Source organism: Rhodococcus sp. 1R11 (assembly GCF_004563845.1).
GTDB lineage: Bacteria > Actinomycetota > Actinomycetes > Mycobacteriales > Mycobacteriaceae > Rhodococcoides.
Genome location: NZ_SPNG01000018.1, coordinates 52,389 through 72,873, shown reverse-complemented (window position 1 = coordinate 72,873; position 20,485 = coordinate 52,389). Strand labels below are relative to the sequence as shown.

Annotated in this window: 19 protein-coding genes; all 19 read right to left on the bottom strand. The window is 64.8% G+C overall.

Annotated elements, in window-relative coordinates; all coding sequences use genetic code 11:
- Nucleotides 1-3: 3 nt before the first annotated feature.
- The 19 genes from E4P29_RS24150 to argS all read right to left on the bottom strand — a co-directional run bounded on the left by E4P29_RS24150 (nt 4) and on the right by argS (nt 20,407).
- A complete protein-coding gene (locus tag E4P29_RS24150) occupies nt 4-975 on the bottom strand; it encodes a F0F1 ATP synthase subunit gamma (protein ID WP_032383690.1) in 972 nt (323 codons plus the stop codon).
- A gap of 52 nt (nt 976-1,027) precedes the next feature.
- Nucleotides 1,028-2,671, bottom strand: a complete 1,644-nt coding sequence (atpA, locus tag E4P29_RS24145; RefSeq protein ID WP_135047560.1) for a F0F1 ATP synthase subunit alpha — start codon at nt 2,669-2,671, stop codon at nt 1,028-1,030.
- Between the two features lie 88 nt (nt 2,672-2,759).
- The gene (locus E4P29_RS24140) at nt 2,760-3,587 is read right to left on the bottom strand and encodes a F0F1 ATP synthase subunit delta (RefSeq protein WP_027497902.1); all 828 of its coding nucleotides are present in this window, start codon (nt 3,585-3,587) and stop codon (nt 2,760-2,762) included.
- Nucleotides 3,588-3,595: 8 nt separating this feature from the next.
- Nucleotides 3,596-4,165 carry a F0F1 ATP synthase subunit B gene (locus E4P29_RS24135; protein WP_027497903.1) on the bottom strand — a complete coding sequence of 190 codons (570 nt, stop codon included), beginning with the start codon at nt 4,163-4,165 and terminating at the stop codon, nt 3,596-3,598.
- Between the two features lie 7 nt (nt 4,166-4,172).
- Nucleotides 4,173-4,412, bottom strand: coding sequence for an ATP synthase F0 subunit C (locus E4P29_RS24130; RefSeq protein WP_027497904.1), 240 nt, complete (start codon nt 4,410-4,412; stop codon nt 4,173-4,175).
- 78 nt (nt 4,413-4,490) lie between these two features.
- Nucleotides 4,491-5,267: a F0F1 ATP synthase subunit A gene (atpB, locus tag E4P29_RS24125; protein ID WP_141214497.1), complete on the bottom strand. Its 777-nt coding sequence runs from the start codon at nt 5,265-5,267 to the stop codon at nt 4,491-4,493.
- Nucleotides 5,268-5,657: 390 nt separating this feature from the next.
- Nucleotides 5,658-6,089, bottom strand: a complete 432-nt coding sequence (locus tag E4P29_RS24115) for a hypothetical protein (protein WP_209205502.1) — start codon at nt 6,087-6,089, stop codon at nt 5,658-5,660.
- A 94-nt stretch (nt 6,090-6,183) separates the two neighbouring features.
- Entirely contained in the window at nt 6,184-7,392 is a 1,209-nt protein-coding gene (locus tag E4P29_RS24110) for an MraY family glycosyltransferase (RefSeq protein WP_027497907.1), read from the bottom strand.
- An 18-nt stretch (nt 7,393-7,410) separates the two neighbouring features.
- Nucleotides 7,411-8,073, bottom strand: a complete 663-nt coding sequence (locus E4P29_RS24105; protein ID WP_135047554.1) for an L-threonylcarbamoyladenylate synthase — start codon at nt 8,071-8,073, stop codon at nt 7,411-7,413.
- Nucleotides 8,074-8,128: 55 nt separating this feature from the next.
- Entirely contained in the window at nt 8,129-9,013 is an 885-nt protein-coding gene (gene prmC, locus E4P29_RS24100; RefSeq protein ID WP_135047552.1) for a peptide chain release factor N(5)-glutamine methyltransferase, read from the bottom strand.
- Between the two features lie 34 nt (nt 9,014-9,047).
- Entirely contained in the window at nt 9,048-9,848 is an 801-nt protein-coding gene (locus E4P29_RS24095; protein WP_135047550.1) for an SHOCT domain-containing protein, read from the bottom strand.
- Between the two features lie 106 nt (nt 9,849-9,954).
- Complete coding sequence (gene prfA / locus E4P29_RS24090) at nt 9,955-11,031, bottom strand: peptide chain release factor 1 (protein ID WP_135047548.1); 1,077 nt, start codon at nt 11,029-11,031, stop codon at nt 9,955-9,957.
- A gap of 96 nt (nt 11,032-11,127) precedes the next feature.
- Complete coding sequence (gene rpmE, locus E4P29_RS24085) at nt 11,128-11,361, bottom strand: 50S ribosomal protein L31 (protein ID WP_008715081.1); 234 nt, start codon at nt 11,359-11,361, stop codon at nt 11,128-11,130.
- Nucleotides 11,362-11,561: 200 nt separating this feature from the next.
- Nucleotides 11,562-13,712: a transcription termination factor Rho gene (rho, locus tag E4P29_RS24080; protein ID WP_245154463.1), complete on the bottom strand. Its 2,151-nt coding sequence runs from the start codon at nt 13,710-13,712 to the stop codon at nt 11,562-11,564.
- A 310-nt stretch (nt 13,713-14,022) separates the two neighbouring features.
- The gene (gene thrB, locus E4P29_RS24075) at nt 14,023-14,955 is read right to left on the bottom strand and encodes a homoserine kinase (protein ID WP_135047544.1); all 933 of its coding nucleotides are present in this window, start codon (nt 14,953-14,955) and stop codon (nt 14,023-14,025) included.
- Between the two features lie 19 nt (nt 14,956-14,974).
- Nucleotides 14,975-16,042, bottom strand: coding sequence for a threonine synthase (gene thrC / locus E4P29_RS24070; protein WP_027497914.1), 1,068 nt, complete (start codon nt 16,040-16,042; stop codon nt 14,975-14,977).
- The gene (locus E4P29_RS24065; protein ID WP_032368776.1) at nt 16,039-17,340 is read right to left on the bottom strand and encodes a homoserine dehydrogenase; all 1,302 of its coding nucleotides are present in this window, start codon (nt 17,338-17,340) and stop codon (nt 16,039-16,041) included. Before E4P29_RS24065 ends, thrC begins: the two co-directional genes overlap by 4 nt.
- Nucleotides 17,337-18,758, bottom strand: coding sequence for a diaminopimelate decarboxylase (lysA, locus tag E4P29_RS24060; protein ID WP_135047542.1), 1,422 nt, complete (start codon nt 18,756-18,758; stop codon nt 17,337-17,339). The genes E4P29_RS24065 and lysA overlap by 4 nt, the downstream gene beginning before the upstream one ends.
- Nucleotides 18,755-20,407 carry an arginine--tRNA ligase gene (gene argS / locus E4P29_RS24055; RefSeq protein ID WP_135047540.1) on the bottom strand — a complete coding sequence of 551 codons (1,653 nt, stop codon included), beginning with the start codon at nt 20,405-20,407 and terminating at the stop codon, nt 18,755-18,757. The genes lysA and argS overlap by 4 nt, the downstream gene beginning before the upstream one ends.
- Between the last annotated feature and the right edge of the window lie 78 nt (nt 20,408-20,485).

Sequence of the window (20,485 nt, the reverse complement as noted above, 5' to 3'; positions counted from 1 at the left end):
TGCTTAGTCACTTCCTGCGCTGTCGGCCAACGCGTTGGCGCCACCGACGATTTCGCTGATTTCCTGGGTGATCTGGGCCTGCCGAGCCTGGTTGGCCTGACGGCTCAAGGTCTCGACCAATTCGTTCGCGTTGTCCGTCGCCGCCTTCATGGCGGTACGACGCGCCGCGGACTCCGACGCTGCTGCATCGAGCAACGACGCGTAGATCCTGGTGCTGATGTACTTGGGCAGCAGCGCCGAGAGCAGAGTGCCTGCCTCCGGCTCGAACTCGTACTGTGCCTGCACATCCGCGGTCGGTGAGTCGGTCAACGCGTCCGCACCCATCTCGAATTCCTCGTCGGTGTACGAGATTTCGAGTGGTGCCATCCGTCGAACTTCGGGCTTCTGCGTGAGCATCGACACGAAGCGGGTGTAGACGATGTGCAACTCGTCCACGCCCTCGACGGTGCCTTCACCGTTGGGAGCCTCGACCTCGGTGCCCGAACCCGCCATGAACAGCTCGACCAGATGCTTGCTGGCCTTCGCTGCATCGGCGTATCCGGGTTCCTGCGAGAAGCCCGTCCAGGCACCCTTCACGTCCCGCTCACGGAACGTGTAGTAGCCCAGGCCTTTTGCGCCGAGCACGTAGATGACCGGGTCCTTGCCCTCGGAGCGCAGGAGCTGGAAGAGCTCCTCCGTTTCCTTCAGGACGTTGGAGTTGTAGCCACCGCACATGCCGCGGTCACTGGTCACGACCAGGACTGCAGCACGCTTGGGCTCGGGTCGCTCGTTGAGCAACGGGTGATCGAGCGAGCTCGATGCACTCGCCAGTGCGGAGAGCACCTTCGTGATCTCTTCCGCGTACGGCTTCGATGCGGCAACGCGGGCCTGCGCCTTGGTGATTCGCGAAGTTGCGATCAACTCTTGCGCTTTGGTGATCTTCTTCGTCGAGTTGACCGACTTGATACGGGAGCGAAGCTCGAGAATGCTTGCCATCTAGCTGTTCACGCTCCCTTCTGTGCTCGTCATGTCACCTGTCATCGCCGGCCTACTTGCTGACTGTCTTGCGGGTGACGTTGACCTGCTCCTGGCTGACCTCGTCCGCGTTCAGAGTGTCTGCCTCGGCCTCGTTGACGACGCGGTTGCCGTCCGAGTCCACGAAGCCGGCCTTGAACTTCTCGGTCGCTTCGGTCAGTGCCTTCTGGTTGTCGTCGTCGAGAGCCTTGCCACCGGCAATACTGTCGTAGACGCCGCTGGCGTTGCGGTGCAGATCCTCGAGCAGCTCGGTCTCGAAGCGGCGAACATCGCCGACCGGAACGGAGTCGTACGTGCCCTGGCCTGCGAGCCAGATCGAGACGATCTGGTCTTCGACGGCCACCGGTGCGTACTGATCCTGCTTGAGCAGCTCCACCAAGCGAGCGCCGCGCTCGAGCTGCGCCTTGGACGCCGCATCGAGGTCGGACGCGAACGCCGAGAAGGCTTCGAGCTCACGGAACTGAGCAAGCTCGAGACGAAGGGATCCGGAGACCTTCTTCATACCCTTGGTCTGCGCAGCGCCGCCGACTCGGGACACCGAGATACCGACGTTGATGGCGGGACGGACGCCCTTGTTGAAGAGGTCCGATTCCAGGAAGACCTGACCGTCGGTGATGGAGATGACGTTGGTCGGGATGTACGCCGAGACGTCGTTTGCCTTGGTCTCGATGATCGGCAGAGCCGTCAACGATCCGCCACCGAGCTCGTCGGACAGCTTCGCCGAGCGCTCCAGCAGACGGGAGTGCAAGTAGAAGACGTCACCGGGGTATGCCTCGCGGCCCGGCGGGCGACGCAGCAGCAGCGAAATCGCGCGGTAGGCCTCGGCCTGCTTGGTCAGGTCGTCGAACACGATGAGGACGTGCTTGCCCTGGTACATCCAGTGCTGGCCGATGGCCGAGCCGGTGTACGGAGCGAGCCACTTGAAGCCGGCCGAGTCGGACGCGGGTGCGGCGACGATGGTGGTGTATTCGAGTGCGCCCTGCTCTTCGAGTGCAGCCTTGACGCCTGCGATCGTGGAGCCCTTCTGACCGATGGCGACGTAGATGCAGCGAACCTGCTTCTTGTCGTCGCCGCTCTCCCAGTTCGCCTTCTGGTTCAGGATCGCGTCGATGCAGACCGCAGTCTTGCCGGTCTTGCGGTCGCCGATGATGAGCTGACGCTGGCCGCGTCCGATCGGGGTCATGGCGTCGATCGCCTTGATGCCGGTCTGCAGCGGCTCCTCGACGGGCTGGCGCTCGAGCACCGAGGCAGCCTGCAATTCGAGGGCGCGGGTCTCGGTGGACTCGATGTCTCCGAGGCCGTCGATGGGCTTGCCCAGCGGGTCCACGACGCGACCGAGGTAGCCGTCGCCCACGGGGACCGACAGCACGTCTCCGGTGCGCTTGACTTCCTGGCCTTCTTCGATGTGCTCGTAGTCACCGAGGATGACGGCACCGATTTCGGTGGCATCCAGGTTCAACGCGACACCGAGGACTCCGCCCGGGAACTCGAGGAGTTCGTTGGACATCGCCGACGGCAATCCGGACACGTGGGCGATTCCGTCGCTCGTGTCCGTAACCGTGCCGACCTCCTCGCGGGAAGACTCCGGTGAGTAGCTCGCGGTGAAGTTATCGATCGCGCTACGGATCTCGTCGGAGGAGATCGTCAGCTCCGCCATAGTGTTTCCTGCTCTTCCTTCGAATGATCGCGGTATGAAAAGCCTCGAATGCCGAGGCGATTCTTCTCGTTACTGTGTCCGTGTCGGACTATTTGAGCGTCTTTCGCAATGCAGCGAGGCGGCCTGCCCCGCTACCGTCGATGACCTCGTCGCCGATACGAACGACAAGTCCGCTGAGCAGTTCGGTATCGACCTCTACGTGCACCGTGACCTGCTTGCCGTACGTGCGGGTCAGGGTTGCGGTCAGCTTTTCGAGCTGACTGTCGCTCAGTGGGGCTGCGCTGCGTACATGTGCAACTGCACGGTCGCGCTGTTCGGCGGCCAGATCTGCCAGTCCGTTCAGCACGTCGGCGGGAGCCGCCTTCCGTGGACGCGTGACGGCCTGCACCGCGAGCGCCTCGGTGACCGCGGTGACCTTGCCGTAGAGCAGACGACCCAGCAGTTCGCGCTTGGCCTGTGCCGGCTTGGAGCGATCCGACAATGCCTGCTCGAGCTGCGGGTTGGCAGCCACGATGCGGCCGAGCCGGAACAGCTCGTCCTCGACCGTGTCCAGCTGGTCCTGATCGGCAGCAGCGCGGAGCAGAGCTTCGCGTCCCAACTCGACCAGCGAGTTCAGCAGGTCACGGGCTGTGGACCAGCTTTCGCCTGCCGCAGCCTTGACGATGGTCGCCGTTGCGCTCGACACCTGGCCGGAGAAGACCTCTCCGGCCAGAGCGCTTCGTCGATCGCCCTCGACCGAGGAGTCGGCGAGAGCGGTACGCAACGTGCGCTGCGCGTCGAGAGTCTCGACGACGGCGAACAACTCGGCACCGGTCTGAGCGGCGACGGCCGTTGCCTCGCCGCCCGACGCGGACCCCAGAGCTTCGTGGGCGACCGACCGTGTGCGGGCGAGCGCCTCACGAGAAGTTGCGTACATGGTTCGACTCACTTTCCTGATGCGGAGTCCGCGGTGACGGAATCCAGCTCGTTGAGGAAGCGATCGATCGAACTGGAACGCTTCGCGTCGTCGGAGAGCTGCTCTCCGATGACCTTCTCGGCGAGTTCGACGGCCGTACGTCCGAGGTCGCCACGAAGTTCGGTGACGATCTGCTGACGCTGAGCAACGAGCTGACTGTGACCTGCGGCCACGATCCGATCGCTCTCTTCCTGCGCCTTTTCCTTCATCTCGGCGAGAATCGCCTGTCCCTGGGTGCGCGCTTCCTCGCGGATCTGCGCAGCCTCGGAGCGGGCGTCGGCGAGCTGAGCGTGGTACTGCTCGAGAGCAGCCTTCGCCTCAGCCTGTGCCTGCTCGGCCTTCTTGATTCCGCCTTCGATGAGCTCGGAACGCTCGGAGAGGACCGTCTGGAAACGCGGTACGACGTACTTCCAGAACAGGAAGCCGATGATCACGACACAGACGATCGACCAAACGATGTCGTATGTTGCGGGCAGCAGCGGGTTCTGGGATTCCTCCCCCTCCGCCCCGGCTGCGAGCAGCGTTATCGCGTTTGTCATCGCGCTCTCAGAGAATGAAGCCGGCGACGAGGCCGATCAGGGCGAGGGACTCGGTGAATGCAATGCCGAGGAACATGGTCGTACGGAGCTGACCGGCCAGCTCGGGCTGGCGAGCGGTTGCTTCCATGTTCTTGGCGACGACGAGGCCGAGGCCGATGCCACCACCGATCGCTGCGAGGCCGTAGCCGATGGCGCCGTATCCGTTTGCGGTGATTTCCTGCGCCTGGGCCAGAACTTCAAGGCTCATTCGGTTTTCCGTTCCCTTTCTTCGGTCCACATCCGGGTGTCGGAGGTGGCGGTGTAGCTAGTTCGGTCTGTTGGTCGGTCAGTGCGAGTCGGCGTGCAGCGACAGATCGATGTAGATCGCCGTCAGCAGCGCGAAGATGTATGCCTGCAGGAAGATCACGAGCATCTCGAACATCGTGAACAGGAAGCCCATGATGAGCGAGGGTGCGGCGAAGATCTTCAGGCCGGCAGAGGCCTCGAAGAGGAAGAACTGCGTGGCGCTGAAGAACAGCACGAGCATGATGTGACCGGCGAGCATGTTGGCCAGCAGACGCACCGTCAACGTGAACGGGCGAAGCACGAAGTTCGAGATGAATTCCAGAGGGATCAGCAGCACGTGCATGGCCTTCGGAATGCCCGGGATGACGATCGTGCCCTTGACGAACTTGGCTGCACCGAACTTCTTGACACCGGCGTAGACGAACGCGATGTACGCGACTGCGGCCAGCACGATCGGCAGACCGATGCGGGCGTTGGCCGAGATGTTCAGGAACGGTATGACCGCGCTGAGGTTCACCGCGAAGACCGTGAAGAAGATCGTCATGATGACGGGCAGGAAGCGGCGTCCCTGTTCCTTGCCGAGAACATCCTCGGCCACATGGATCCGGACGAAGTCGAGAGCGATCTCGGCGACGTTCTGGATTCCGCGAGGAACGATCTTGGGGCTGCGCAGAGCGATCAGCATGAAGACGATCAGCAGAGCCGACATCAGGATGCGGATGAGCATCAGCCGGTCGAGCTCGAACGGAGTTCCCTCGAACAGCACCGCGGGAGGAAAGAAATCGGATAGTGACGGCGGATGGAACTCCGCAGCCAGGTTGGTGACGCTCAGCGGTCTCTCCCGTGTTCGGGCCGCAACCGAGTAACGGCTGCGGTTCGATCGGACAATGACGATCTATCAAGTCGACGAAAATCGGCTCGCAATCGTCAGAGGCTGAGGCCCGGTCTTCATCGGCCAAGCGTCTGTCGGGTGTCGGCGACTCACGTCGACTCGGCAACTCTCAGGGCGAAACCTTACGTTGCCGAAGTCTGGGACTCCGGGCCTACTGTAAGGAAGCTCACGCTGATGGTTACCTGCGGGGGTCCAGTCCGGGGAAAAAGTCTCTTTCGTCCCGGTCTTGCCCATCGCTTGATGCAAACTTTATCAACAGAACTACGACGTTGTGTAGGCGGCCCTCAGCTTAACCGATTACGACAGCTTGTCGTACTACGACTTGTCGGGGTCCCCGTCGGCAGGAACGCTGTCGACGTAGCCCACCTTCGTCTTGACGACACCGAACACCTCCGCACCCAGGACCACCACCAGAGCCCCCAGAATGGTCAATCCGAGCGAATACCGGTTGTAGAAGTCCGCATCCTTGAGCGCCACGAGCACGATCAGCGCGATGACCATCTTGACCAACCACCCACCGAGCAACAGCGCTCCGACCGCCGATGCCGGGAAACGCGTGGTCAGGGCTACTGACAGCGCGGTCGTGATGACGAACCCACCACCGATGGCCACGCCGATGATCGACCCCCACAATCCTGGAGTTCCAGCAGCAGCGACCGATATCCCCACGCTCACCACCGTCAGTATCACCAGACCGATGAGGCCGTAGCGGACCGCGGCACGGAGCGGTGCGAATTGGTCGGGCATGGGCTGCGGGGTGAAGGTCACAGTTGTCGAGAGTACCCAGTGGCACCCGGTGGCCGGCAGCACCCGGGACAGGATCGAAGAACCGCCGAGCGGATCAACGGCGTCGGACGCCCCGGCGTTCGGATCCGGGCGATCGGTCCACACGCAGAGTGGGCACAGCCGTGACGACGAGCGCGAACACCAGACCGGCAGCGACCAGGAGCACCACGATGCGACGGTCGAGAAGCGAGGATCCGACCGCACCGAACGCGAGCACACCGACCCACAGGTAAATCACCAGGACGACCCGTCGATGCGAATGACCGATTTGCAGAAGTCGGTGATGCAGATGCATCTTGTCGGGGCTGAACGGACTTCGTCCTGCCCGAGTGCGGCGAACGACGGCGAGCAACAGATCGAGTATCGGAATGAGCATCACGGCACCGACCAGCAGGAGCGGTGACAACAGGCCCAGCAGGTCGCGTGGACCGTAGGCCGTCAACGGAATGCGCCCCGAGGCACTCGTCGAAATCGTGGCCAGTGTCAGCCCGATCAACATGGACCCCGAATCGCCCATGAATATGCGCGCCGGCTGGAAATTGTGCGGCAGAAATCCCAGGCAGGCACCGGCCAGCGCCGCCGCGATCAAGGCTGGAGGGTAGACGCCGACGTCGCCCCCCTGTTCCTGCAGCAGGCCCACCGAAAAGATGCAGATCGCGACCGACGAAATGAGGCCGAGTCCGGCTGCGAGCCCGTCGAGGCCGTCGACGAAGTTCATCGCGTTGACGATGACGACGGTGATCAGAACGGTCACCAGTCCGGCCTGAAGCTGGTCGAGCACCAAGGTGCTGCCCGGCTGGCCGGGCTCACCGCCCCAGGGCTGGTAGAGCACAACCCAACTCACACCCATGATGACCAGGACACCGGCCGCCGTCACCTGGCCGACGAACTTCGTCAGGGCGTCCAGACCCCAACGGTCGTCGATGACGCCGACCAGCACGATCACGAAGCCTGCGACCAGAGCAGCCGGAATGTCGCGGTTGTAGGCGACATCGAATCCGCGGGCCAACGCAGGTAGCTGCGAGGCGAACAGCAGAGCGGCGAGCATGCCGGCGTAGATGCCCACTCCCCCGAGTCGCGGGGTGGCCTGCACGTGGACGTCACGATCACGAGGAATTGCGACGGCGCCGAACTTGATCGCGGCCACTCGAACACCGCCGGTGGCGAAGAACGTGACGACGGCGGCCGTCAGGAAAACAAGCAGCAGCTCGCGGATCGGAACCCCTGCGCCTAGATTCGACTGGGCAAGCACTTCGACGCTCATGCGGAACGGACGGGCATGTCAGGACGCTCCCGGAACCAGGCTTTCGGCGGTGACACCGAGAACCTCGGCAATCTGCTCCGTGGGAATGGCACCGACCCGCAGGATTCGTGCCTGCTCACCCGTCAGGTCCACGATGGTGGAGGCCACCGCGTGGTCTGCCGGTCCCCCGTCCAGATAGACCGCTGCAGATCCACCGAGTTGTTCTCGCGCCTGCGTCACCGTGGTGGCGGGCGGACTTCCCGAAATGTTCGCACTGGACACCGCCAGCGGGCCGACTTCACGGAGCAGCTCCAGCGCGACCGGGTGCAGCGGCATCCGCAGCATGACGGTTCCCTGAGCATCACCCAGATCCCACGCCAGCGACGGTGCCTGTTGGACCACGATGCTCAATGCGCCGGGCCAGAAGGCTCGAATCAGATCTCGGGTCCGCGGCCGGACGCTCTGCACCAGGCCGTCGATCGTGTTCCACGAACCGACGAGGACCGGGACCGGCATATCGCGTCCCCGCCCCTTGGCGCGCAACAGATCGGTGACCGCGCTGCCGTCGAACGCATCGGCGGCGATCCCGTAGAGCGTGTCGGTGGGCATCACAACGAGTCGACCGGATTTGAGGGCACCGCGCGCTGCGGTCAATCCGGCAGCCCGCGCATCGGCTTCACGGCAGTCGTAGACGGTACTCACTCCGCCTATCCTTCCACCTTCGGTAACGAAGTGATGTCAGGTGCCGCCTTGCCGCTCAGACAGTGGGCGGCGTCGCCCGTGCCGCCACGACGAAGCGGGGTCGGCCGGCCAGGTCCGGATGCTCGGTGACCTGGGTGAAGACTCGCCGCCGAGACAACAGAGCAGCGACGCCCTCCCCGTTCGAGTCGTCGTGTTCGATGGCGACTCCGCCGCCGACACGTAGCCACCGCGCGATGTTGCCGATCATCGGCTCGATGACCGACAACCCGTCCTCGCCGCCGAACAGCGCGATGTGCGGATCGTGGTCGAGTACTTCCGGATCGAGCTCTGCCCCCTCCGGAATGTAGGGCGGGTTGGCGACGACCATGTCCACCGAGCCGTCGAGGTCGGTCAACAGCTCCCTGGACGTGACATCTCCGTGATGCAACGTGATCGGCGAATCACCCTGCTCGGCACGCAGATCCGCGTTGCGCCGGGCCCACGCGAGTGCCGAGGGATCGAGCTCGACGGCGTGCACGACGGCATCCGGGCGCGCGTTCGCGATGGCGAGCGCCAGCGCGCCCGACCCCGTGCACAGGTCCAGCACCACGGGCGGGTGGTGGCCGACGTTCTCGAGAAAAGCGAGAGCCCACGCCAACAGCAACTCGGTTTCGGGACGTGGAACGAACACCCCGGGACCCACCTCGACATCGATGTTTCCCAATGAAGTCGTTCCCGTGATGTATTGCAGGGGAATTCGTTTCGCGCGCTGCTCGACTGTTCGGAAGTACGCCTCGACGAGCTCGGGTTCCACCAACGGCACCAGCCCCAGCCGACCGCGTTCGACTCCGACGAGGTGCGCGGCGAGGAGCTCCGCATCCACCCGAGGGCTCGGCACACCGGCGGCCTCGAGCATCGACGTCGCTTCGAGGATGGCTAGGCGTAACGGCTTACGGCTCACCGCTACAGACTGCCACGGAGCTCCGACACCGGACTCACAGCCGCCCCAGCAACTCCGACTTCTTTGCGAAGAACTCGTCGTCGGTCAGAAATCCCTTCGCATGCAGACCGGCCAGCGCCTCGATCGCAGCGGTGATGTCCGAGATGTCGACACCGGTGTGAGCAGGTGCACTCGACTGAGGAAATGCGAAATTCTGTGCCGGCGACGGCGGCTGCGGCTGCGGCGACGAAGGCATGTTCTGCGGTGGCGCGTCGGTGGACCGTTGATCGACCCGCGGCAGACTCGCTGCGGTGAACGTGCCGTACTGACTGGTGAACTCCACCGAACCCGGACCCCCACCCTGCTGCTGTTGCACTCCGCCGATGGAGTGATCGAGGGTGTCGTACACCGCCAATTCCCCTCCCACGAGAACGGCGAGGCGACGAGATCCTGGAAACACTGCGTACTGCGATCCGTTCTGGCCACCGCTCGAACTCGGCGAACCCAGATCCGACGGCCACCACGATCCCCCGCCGAACGAAATGCCGCCGAACGATCCCGTACCGGCATCTCTCGGCGGATAGACCTGATGCTGCGCCAACACGGCGGACAGATCGCGGCACAAACCGTCGACCCGACTCTTCAGGCCGTGATCGAACATGTTGCCCACCATCGTCATACCGCCGCGCATCCACTGCCCACTGCCGCCGAGCTCGGGAATGTTGAACTGCGCCATGGTGCCGCGGCCGTTGTTGACGGCGTCGAGCATGGTGCGGACCGCGTCGGTGGACACCCCGTAGCGGGAGGCGAGCTCGGTGACGGCGTTCTCGCCTGCGGGGGTCAAGGCCTGGTTCATCTCGGGTGTGCCTTTCGTGGCGCGCGGGCGGGTCGAATCCGATCGCCAGGGTAGCTCGAGATTCGTTCGATCAGCAGTGTGAGAACCGAAAACGGTTGGCGCGCAATTACTCTGCTTGCATACGTGCGTCGCGGTCGGCCTTGGCGAGCGCGTCGAGCAGTGCATCCATGTCGCCGTCGAGCAGCGCGTCGAGGTTGTGCGCTTTGAATCCGATGCGGTGATCGGTGATGCGGTTCTCGGGGTAGTTGTACGTCCTGATCCGCTCCGAGCGGTCGACGGTCCGCACCTGGCTGGCTCGGCCGGCCGAGGCCTCCTCGTTGGCCGCTTCCTCCGCGGCCGCCTGCAGACGTGCCGCGAGCACCTGCATCGCACGCGCCTTGTTCTGCAACTGCGATCGCTCGTTCTGACAAGTGACGACGATGCCGGTGGGCAGGTGGGTGATTCGGACCGCGGAGTCGGTGGTGTTGACACCCTGACCGCCCTTGCCGGACGAACGGTAGACGTCGATGCGGAGATCGGTTTCGTCGATCTGCACTTCCTCGACCTCGTCGGGCTCTGGATACACCAGAATGCCGGCCGCGGAGGTATGCACGCGTCCCTGCGATTCGGTGACCGGCACCCGCTGCACGCGATGGACGCCACCCTCGAACTTCAGCCGCGCCCAGACGCCGTCGAGCGGATCCTTGGTCTTGATCGACAACGTCGCGTCCTTGTATCCACCCAGGTCCGAGACATTGGCGTCGAGTATCTCCACACGCCAGCCCCGGCGTTCGGCGTACCGCACATACATCCGGGCGAGATCCGCGGCGAACAGGGCCGACTCCTCACCGCCCTCACCCGACTTGACCTCCATCACGATGTCGTCGCCGTCGTGCGGGTCACGCGGTGCCAGAAGATCCGTCAGCGTCTGTTCCAGGTGCAGAACTGTGGCCTCGAGCTCGGGAATCTCGGCGGCGAACGACGAATCGTCGGCCGCCAGTTCGCGGGCCGCCTCGAGATCGTCCTGAGCGGCAGTCAGCTTGGTGTGCGCCGACATGATCGGTGCCAGCTCGGCGAATCTCTTGCCCGCCTTGCGCGCTGCGGACGGATCGTTGTGCAGGGCGGGGTCGGCCAGTTGCTGCTCGAGGCCGGAGTGTTCGGCGAGGATGTCGTCGATGGCCGAAGGCTTGTCTGTTCTCGCCATGGTGACGACTCACTCTCCGAACGGGTGAAACCGGGTGTGGACACAAAAAAGCCGACGCCCGCCCTGTGGTTCACAGGACGGGCGTCGGCGAAACAGCTAGCTGTCTGCGTCGGCCTTCTTGCCGGCGCGCTTGCCGTAGCGAGCCTCGAAGCGAGCGACGCGGCCGCCGGTGTCGAGAATCTTCTGCTTGCCGGTGTAGAAGGGGTGGCACTGCGAGCAGACCTCGACGCTGATGCGCTCTTTGTCGGTGGTGCTTCGGGTCTCGAAAGTATTGCCGCAACCACAGACGACTGTCGTCAGTGTGTAGTCGGGGTGAATTCCTGCCTTCATGGTGTCCTTACCGTTCTTTGTAATGGTCGCCGGGTCGCCTTCGCTGATCGAAGACGTGAACCGGAACCGGACTCGGCCGTTGATTATGCCAGAGCGTGTATCTGCCCTGCTAATCGTCGGTACTTCTGTGCCGACAGATGCTTACAACGCGGGCACCTGCCCGCTTGTTCCCCGGACCCTCGGACCCGGGGAACAAGGGATCAATCGTTCATGCCGCCGGGAGCGGTCTTCGACACTTCCATCAGGAATTCGAGGTTGTTCTTGCTCTTCTTGAGCCGGTCCACCAGCAGGTCGATGGCCTGATGCGAGTCGAGACCGGACAACACGCGACGCAGCTTGTGCACCACGGCCGCCTCGTCCGGAGCGAGAAGAAGCTCGTCGTGACGGGTGCTGGACGGGTTGATGTCCACCGCGGGGAACACCCGACGCTCGGCGATCTTGCGATCGAGCTTGAGCTCGGCGTTACCGGTGCCCTTGAACTCCTCGAAGATCACGGTGTCGCCGGTGGATCCGGTCTCGACCATGGCCGTGGCGATGATCGTCAGCGATCCACCGTGCTCGATGTTTCGTGCCGCGCCGAGGAATCGCTTGGGCGGGTACAGCGCGGTCGAGTCGACACCACCGGAGAGAATGCGGCCCGAAGCGGGCGAGCTGTTGTTGTAGGCGCGGCCCAGTCGGGTGATCGAGTCGAGCAGGACAACCACGTCCTGGCCGGCCTCGACCAGACGCTTGGCACGCTCGATCGCCAGCTCGGCCACCGCGGTGTGGTCACCCGGCGGGCGGTCGAAGGTCGAGGCGATGACCTCGCCCTTGACCGAGCGCTGCATGTCGGTCACTTCCTCGGGACGCTCGTCGACGAGGATGACCATCAGGTAGCACTCGGGGTTGTTGATGGCAATCGCGTTGGCGATGGCCTGCAGAACGCTCGTCTTACCGGCCTTCGGAGGGCTGACGATCAACGCGCGCTGCCCCTTACCGATGGGCATCACCAGGTCGATGATGCGCGTGGTCAGGATGTTCTGCTGGGTCTCGAGGCGCAGCCGCTGGTTGGGGTACAGCGGGGTGAGCTTGCCGAACTCCGGACGCTTGCGCGCGGCCTCGACCTCTCCCCCGTTGACGGTATCCAGACGCACCAGCGGGTTGAACTTCTGACGCTGACCCGACTGCTCACCCTCACGCGCCACCCGAACGGCACCAGTGACGGCGTCGCCGCGGCGAAGACCGTTCTTGCGCACCAGGTTCATCGACACGTAGACGTCGTTCGGTCCGGCCAGGTAGCCCGACGTGCGAACGAACGCGTAGTTGTCGAGAACGTCGAGAATGCCGGCTACCGGCTGAAGAACGTCGTCCTCGCGGATCTCGGTGTCGCGCTCGCGACCGCCGCCGCCCTCGTTGCCCTCGCCGCGGTCACGTCCACGACGACGCTCACGGAACCGTCGACCCCTGCGACCGCGGCCTTCGCCGTCGTCGTCCTGGTTGTTGTCACGGTTGTCGCGCGGGCCGTTGTTGCGGTCCTCGTTGCGATTGTCGTTGCGGTTGTCGTTGCGGTTGTCGTTGCGGCCGTCGCCTTGATTGCGATTGCGTCCGCCACGATCGTTCTGATTGCGGTTGCCGTTCTCACGGTTGGAGTCGCGGTTCGAGTTGTCCCGGTCGCCCTGGTTGCGGCCCGCATTTTCGCGATTGCCGCCGTCCCGGTCCCCCTGGTTGCGGTCGCCCTGGTTGCGATCGCCCTGGTTGCGATCGTTCTGGTTGCGGTTGCCGTTGTCGGTGTCGCGCGGTTCGCGCTCGGCACCGTCCTGACGGTTCCGCTCGCCGCGGCTACGACGTGGGCGCTCCGCTGCGGCGTTCTCGTCGGAATCGTCCTGCTTGTCGGTGGTCTCCGCTGCGGCAGTCGACTCCGCGGTAGCGGGGGCCGATGCGGCCGTGTCGCCGCTGCCGTCCAGTGGCAACTGGTCGGGCGCACCTGCGCGGCGACCCGCGGCGCGGCGGCCCCGGGTGCGACGACCGGCCTCGGGTGCTGCGTCCGACGTGTCGGCAGCCGGCGCATCCGAAGGCTCGGGAGCAGTGTCGACTGCGGGTCGTTCATCGGCAACCGGTGCCGACGCAGCAGCGCGTCGAGCCTTGGGAGCGTCGGCCTTCGGTGCATCGGACTTCGGCGCAGTGGACTTGGCCGGCGCGGCGCCCGATTGACGCTCGGTGATGGCCGCGATCAGGTCGCCCTTGCGCATGCCGGAGATGCTCTTGATGCCGAGTTCGCCAGCGAGGCTGCGTAGCTCGGTGAGAACCATTCCGGACAGGCCGGCGCGACGGCGTGACGTTTCGGGCGCAGAGATGAGTTCCGTATCGGTCACGGAGGTCCTTTCCTTCCCTCGCTCGCTCGATGCGCAGCCGAGGGTTCGTTCCGCAGCTCGGCTTTCTGCCGAACTCGGATATTGCCGTTCATGTTCGACGCACTCCGCCGACGACACCATCGGTCCGAGACCGCAGCGAACTACGGGAAGGACCGAGCCAGGAGCGTCACATCACTCGGACGTTCTGAACTCCCCCGAATACAGTGACCTGATTGCCCTGACGAAACCGGCGTCTGAAGCGCACGATGTACGGACAGGGTTCACCATAGCGTCGTTGTCCTCGCTCGGCAAGAACCCTATTCGGTGTCGGTCATTCGACCGTGACCCCGTCGGCCACCTCGAGGTCGAGAACTCGCCATCCCTCGGCCAGCGCAGCGTCCCGCAGATCGGCCGGGAACTCTTCGGTGCACAGGGCCATGACAGTAGGACCTGCTCCGGACACCACTGCGGCGATCGAGCGGGCGCGCAACGTCGCGATCCACCGGGTGGTGTCGGGGAGTGCCTGGGCGCGCTGGCCCTGATGCAGCAGATCCTCGGTGGCAGACATCAGCAGATCCGGACGCTCGGTCAGTGCGACGACGGCCAGCGCACTGCGACTGACGTTGAAGGCGGCATCGCGATGAGGCACCAACTCCGGCAGCAAACCCCGCGTGTGCGAGGTGGAGGAGCGCTCGGACGGCACGAGTACGACGACCTTGATGCTCGGATGTACGTCCAGGCGCACGGCGGCGTACTTGCGTGCCGTCACACTGGCATTGGGCGGTTCGCTCCACGACACGACGGCACCGCCGAGGCAACTCGCCGACGCGTTGTCGGGGTGCCCCTCGAACTCGGACGACAACTGCACCAGCTGACTGTCCGACAACGACAGCGCGGGGTCCACCTTCGACGCGAGTGCATTGGCTGCGGCGAGCCCGCCGACCACTGCCGAGGCCGAGGATCCGAGACCTCTCGAATGCGGAATGACGTTGCGGCAGTGGACATTCAATCCATCTGCCCACACTCCGGCAGCTTCCAGGCCCCGTTCGATGGCCCGCACGACCAGGTGCGTGGGTCCCCACGGGACGTCCGCCGAGCCCTCACCGTCGACGTGGATCGACAGGCCCGACGCCGTGGTCGTGACCTCGATCTCGTCGTACAAGCCCAAAGCCATTCCGAGACTGTCGAATCCGGGGCCGATGTTGGCACTGGAGGCCGGCACACGCGCGGTCACCGTGAGCCCGATGGGAAGCGTCTTCGTCATTGCCGGAGATTCCGTCAACTCAGGCCAGCTCGAGCGCAGCCGCAACAGCGACGGGGTCGACCGAAATCGGTTCCACGACAGGCATTCCCGATAGTGCGGTGTCGGGATCCTTGAGACCGTTACCGGTCACCGTGCAGACGACGGTCAGGCCCGGCTCCAGCCAGCCTTCCTTTCGAGCCGCCAACAGTCCGGCGACGCTTGCCGCGGAGGCCGGTTCGACGAACACGCCCTCGGTCTTCGCGATCAACCGGTACGCCTCGAGGATCTCCTCGTCGGTCGCGGCCCGGAATGCTCCGTTCGATTCTTCCTTGGCATTGACGGCACCGTTCCAGGATGCGGGTGAACCGATCCGGATTGCGGTCGCGATCGTTTCCGGGTCCTTCACGGGCGCACCGTGAACCAGAGGCGCGGCACCCGCGGCCTGCACGCCGAGCATGCGCGGCTTGCGGGTGGTGAGGCCGTCGCGGAAGTACTCGGAGTACCCGCGCCAGTACGCGGTGATGTTGCCCGCGTTGCCGACCGGAAGAGCATGGATGTCGGGTGCATCGCCGAGGGCGTCGCAGATCTCGAACGCCGCGGTCTTCTGCCCCTCGATACGCACGGGGTTGACGGAGTTGACCAGACCGATCGTTGGGAACTCGGCCGTGGTCTTGCGCGCCAGTTCGAGGCAGTCGTCGAAGTTGCCCTGGACCTGAATGATCTTCGCGCCGTGCATGACTGCCTGAGCCAGCTTGCCCATCGCGATCTTGCCCTGCGGAACCAGTACGGCGCAGGACATGCCGGCCTTGGCCGCGTAGGCCGCAGCGGACGCCGAGGTGTTGCCGGTGGACGCGCACAGAACTGCTTCTTGCCCACGGGCGAGCGCGTCAGTGACGGCCATGGTCATGCCGCGGTCCTTGAACGAACCGGTGGGGTTGAGTCCCTCGACCTTCAGGTGCACTGTGCAGCCGGTCAATTCGGACAGGTGCCCGGCGGGAAGCAGCGGAGTGCCGCCCTCGCGCAGGGTGACGGTCTTCCAGTCGGGACCGATCGCCAGACGCGAGCGGTACGCCTCGATCAGACCGGGCCAGGGGGTGTGGACGCTCATACTGTGGTGCCTTCCAATCTGAGAACGCTGGCAACGTGGACGACCACGTCCAACTGCTCGAGGGATGCAACGGTGTCGGACAGTGCGGAATCGGCCGCGAGGTGCGTGACCACGACGAGCCTGGCCCCGTCACCCGCGCCGTGCTGGCGCACGGTGGAGATGCTGACGTCGCGCTTGGAGAATTCGGCGGCCACGGTAGCGAGAACGCCGGGCTTGTCGGCCACCTGCATGCTGACGTAGTACCGGGTGAGGATGTCACCCATCGGGGCCACCTTCAGCTTGGCGTACTTGGACTCCAGCGGGCCGCGGCCACCGTAGAACTTGTTGCGCGCGGCCATCACCAGGTCGCCGAGCACAGCCGACGCCGTCGGCGCTCCGCCCGCACCCTGGCCGTAGAACATCAACCGGCCGGCAGCCTCGGCCTCGACGACGACGGCGTTGAACGCGCCGTTCACCGACGCCAACGGGTGATCGAGCGGAACGAGCGCCGGGTATACCCGGGCCGAGATGCGCTCCTTGCCCTTGGGCGTGGTGATGCGCTCGCAGATGGCCAGCAGCTTGATGGTGCAGTCGAGAGACTTCGCGGTCTCGAGGTCGTCTGCAGTGATCTTGCTGATGCCCTCGCGGTAGACGTCGCCGGCCGTGACCCGAGTGTGGAACGCGATCGAGGCGAGGATGGCCGCCTTGGACGCAGCGTCGTAACCCTCGACATCGGCCGTCGGATCGGCCTCGGCGTAACCCAATCGCCCTGCCTCGGCGAGGGTTTCGGCGTAATCGGCACCGGTCTCGTCCATGGCCGAGAGGATGAAATTGGTGGTGCCGTTGACGATGCCCGCGACCTTGTTCACGCGGTCGCCTGCCAACGACTGCATCAACGGCCGCACCACCGGAATGGCTCCGGCGACAGCTGCCTCGAAATACAGATCGGCGCGCGACTTCTCGGCCGCGTCGGCCAACTCTCCGGTGTATTCGGCGAGCAGGGCCTTGTTCGCAGTGATGACGGACTTGCCGTTCTCGAGCGCCGACAACACCAGCTTGCGCGGGATGTCGATACCGCCGAGCACCTCGACGACGATGTCGACGTCGTCGCGACCGACCAATTCGGCCGGGTCGTCGGTGAGCAGTTCGGCCGGTACTCCGCGATCGCCGTCGATCCGACGCACCGCGATTCCCCGAATCTCCAGTGGCGCACCAATTCTGGCCTCGAAGTCCGCTGCATTCTCGGTGAGGATCCGGACGACCTCGCTACCGACGTTTCCGAGTCCGAGTACGGCGACGCCTATCGGCTTCGATGTCATGGCTGAACCTCCAAGCTGAGCAGATCTTCGATGGTTTCCCGCCGCAGGATCAGGCGCGAACGCCCGTCCTTCACCGCGACCACAGCGGGCCGCGTCAGCAGGTTGTAGCGGCTGGACATGGAGTAGCAGTAGGCACCGGTGGCTGCGACGGCGAGCAGATCACCGGGCCCGACGTCGGCCGGCATCCACGTGTTCTTGATGACGATATCGCCACTCTCACAGTGCTTTCCGACCACGCGAGCCATCACGGCGTCGGCGTCGCTGGTACGCGAGACCAAGCGGCAGTCGTACTCGGCCTGATACAGCGAGGTACGAATGTTGTCGCTCATACCGCCGTCGACGCTGATGTACCGCCTGCGAGTGGCGTTGTCGACGGTGACGTCCTTGACGGTGCCCACCTCGTAGAGCGTCACGGTGCCCGGACCGGCGATCGCTCGACCCGGCTCGACGGCAATGGTCGGAACCGGCAACCCGGCCGCGGCCGACTCCGTCTCGACGATGCTCGCCAGCTTCGCCGCCAATTGATCGACGGGCGGCGGATCGTCACTCGGTACGTACGAAATACCCATGCCGCCACCGAGATCGAGCGTCGAGATCTGTGAGGTCTTGTCCACCCCGAACTCGGCCACGATGTCGCGGAGCAGCCCGATGACCTTGTGCGCAGCCAGCTCGAATCCGTCGACCTCGAAGATCTGCGATCCGATGTGACTGTGCAGCCCCACGAGACGAAGGTTGTCCGCGGCGAACACCCGCCGGACGGCTTCGATCGCCGAGCCGTCGGCCAGAGAGAAGCCGAACTTCTGATCTTCGTGAGCGGTCGCGATGAACTCGTGCGTGTGTGCTTCGACGCCGACGGTGATGCGAATCAGCACGTCCTGCACCACACCGGCCGAACCGGCCACGGCGTCGAGACGGTCGATCTCGATGTTGGAGTCGAGAACGACGTGCTCGACTCCGGCTCGCACTCCGGCCTCGAGCTCGGCAACGGATTTATTGTTGCCGTGCATGGCAATTCGATCGGCCGGGAATCCGGCGGCCAGGGCGATCGCCAGCTCACCGCCCGAGCAGATGTCGAGTGAGAGACCCTCGTCGGCCACCCAACGAGCGATCTCTCCACACAGAAATGCCTTGGAGGCGTAGTGAACTCGTTCGGGTGCGCCGAACGCAGCGGCCATCTCGCGGCAGCGTGCGCGGAAGTCGGCCTCGTCCACGACGAACAGTGGGGTGCCGTACTGCGCTGCGAGGTCGGTGACCGACACTCCGGCGAGCCGAACCGTGCCGTCGTCGCCGCGTGCAGCGTTGCGTGGCCACACCTGTTCGGGAAGCGCCGTCATGTCCGACGCGGCGCTCGGACGCTCGGACGTGGACTGCTTGGCTGGGGCATCGGCGTGCTTGGGCCCTGCCGGATGTGCGCTCACATGCGCTCCGGTGCGCTGACACCGAGCAGTTCGAGGCCGTTGGCCAGAACCTGCCGGGTTGCGTTGCCCAATGCCAGTCGTGCGGTGTTCACAGGTCCGGGCTCCTCGTCTCCTTGGGGAAGTACTCGACACGCGCCGTAGAACCGGTGGTAGGCCCCCGCCAGTTCTTCGAGGTAGCGGGCGATCCGGTGTGGTTCGCGTAGTTCGGCGGCACTGGCGACCACGCGCGGGTACTCACCGATCGTCCTGATCAACTCGCCCTCCTGCTCGTGCGTCAGCAGGCTCAGATCGGGATCATCAGCAGAGATCCCCAGTTCGGCGGCATTGCGCGCGAGCGATGCCAGCCGGGCGTGGGCGTACTGGACGTAGTACACCGGGTTCTCGTTACTCGCGCTGGCCCACAGGGCGAGGTCGATGTCGATGCTCGAGTCGACGGACGACCGGATCATGACGTAGCGCGACGCGTCGACGCCGATGGCTTCGACCAGATCGTCGAGAGTGATGACGGTGCCTGCTCGCTTGCTCATCTTCACCGCAACGCCGTCGCGAACGAGGTTGACCATCTGCCCGATCAGCACCTCGACGGTCTCGGGGTCGTCGCCGAATGCAGCGGCGGCGGCCTTGAGTCGACCGATGTAGCCGTGATGGTCTGCTCCGAGCATGTAGATGCACAGGTCGAAGCCGCGCTGCCGCTTGTTCTGGAAGTACGCGATGTCGCCTGCAATGTAGGCAGCATTACCGTCGCTCTTGATGACGACGCGATCCTTGTCGTCGCCGTACTCGGTGGACCGAAGCCACCACGCACCGTCTTCCTCGTACAGGCTGCCCGAGCTCTTGAGGTAGTCGACCGACTTCTCGACGGCACCGGACTCGAAGAGTGAGTTCTCGTGGAAGTAGACGTCGAAATCGACACCGAATTCGTGCAGATTCGCCTTGATGCGGTCGAACATCAGCTGGGTACCGATCGACCGGAAGGTCTCGTCCTGCGCCTCGGGTGCCAGCGCCAGTGCTTCGGGCTCCTTCGCCAGCACCTGCTGTGCGATCTCGGCGATGTACTCGCCCGCATAGCCGTTCTCCGGTGCCGGCTCCCCCTTGGCCGCGGCGATGAGCGAGCGACTGAAGCGGTCGATCTGAGCGCCGTGATCGTTGAAGTAGTACTCGCGGGTGACGTCGGCTCCGTGCGCGGTCAGGATGCGTCCGAGTGCATCGCCGACGGCTGCCCAACGAGTGCCGCCGAGGTGCACCGGTCCGGTGGGGTTGGCCGAGACGAACTCGAGGTTGACCTTCTTGCCTGCCATCGAGGATCCGTTGCCGAACTCGGTACCGGCGGCCAGTACGCGGGCAACGATCTCGCCCTGTGCTGCGGCCGCCAGCCTGATGTTCAGAAAGCCGGGGCCTGCGACGTCGGCGCTGGCGATCGCGGCATCGGCAGCGAGTGCCTCGGCGAGCCAGCCGGCGAAATCACGGGGATTGGCTCCGGCCTTCTTCGCCACCTGCAGCGCCACGTTGGTGGCGTAGTCACCGTGCTCGGGATTGCGGGGACGCTCGACCGTCAGCTTCGAGGGGAGAACGGATGCATCCAGGCCGCGGTCGGCAAGCACCTTCGCGGCGGTCGCGTGAAGCAATTCGGCAAGATCGGCGGGAGTCACAGGTAGCCATCCTATTGGCTGGTGTGCGGCATACTCGCATCCACTGCCCGTCCGAGCGCGAGGCCACCTGGCCGACGC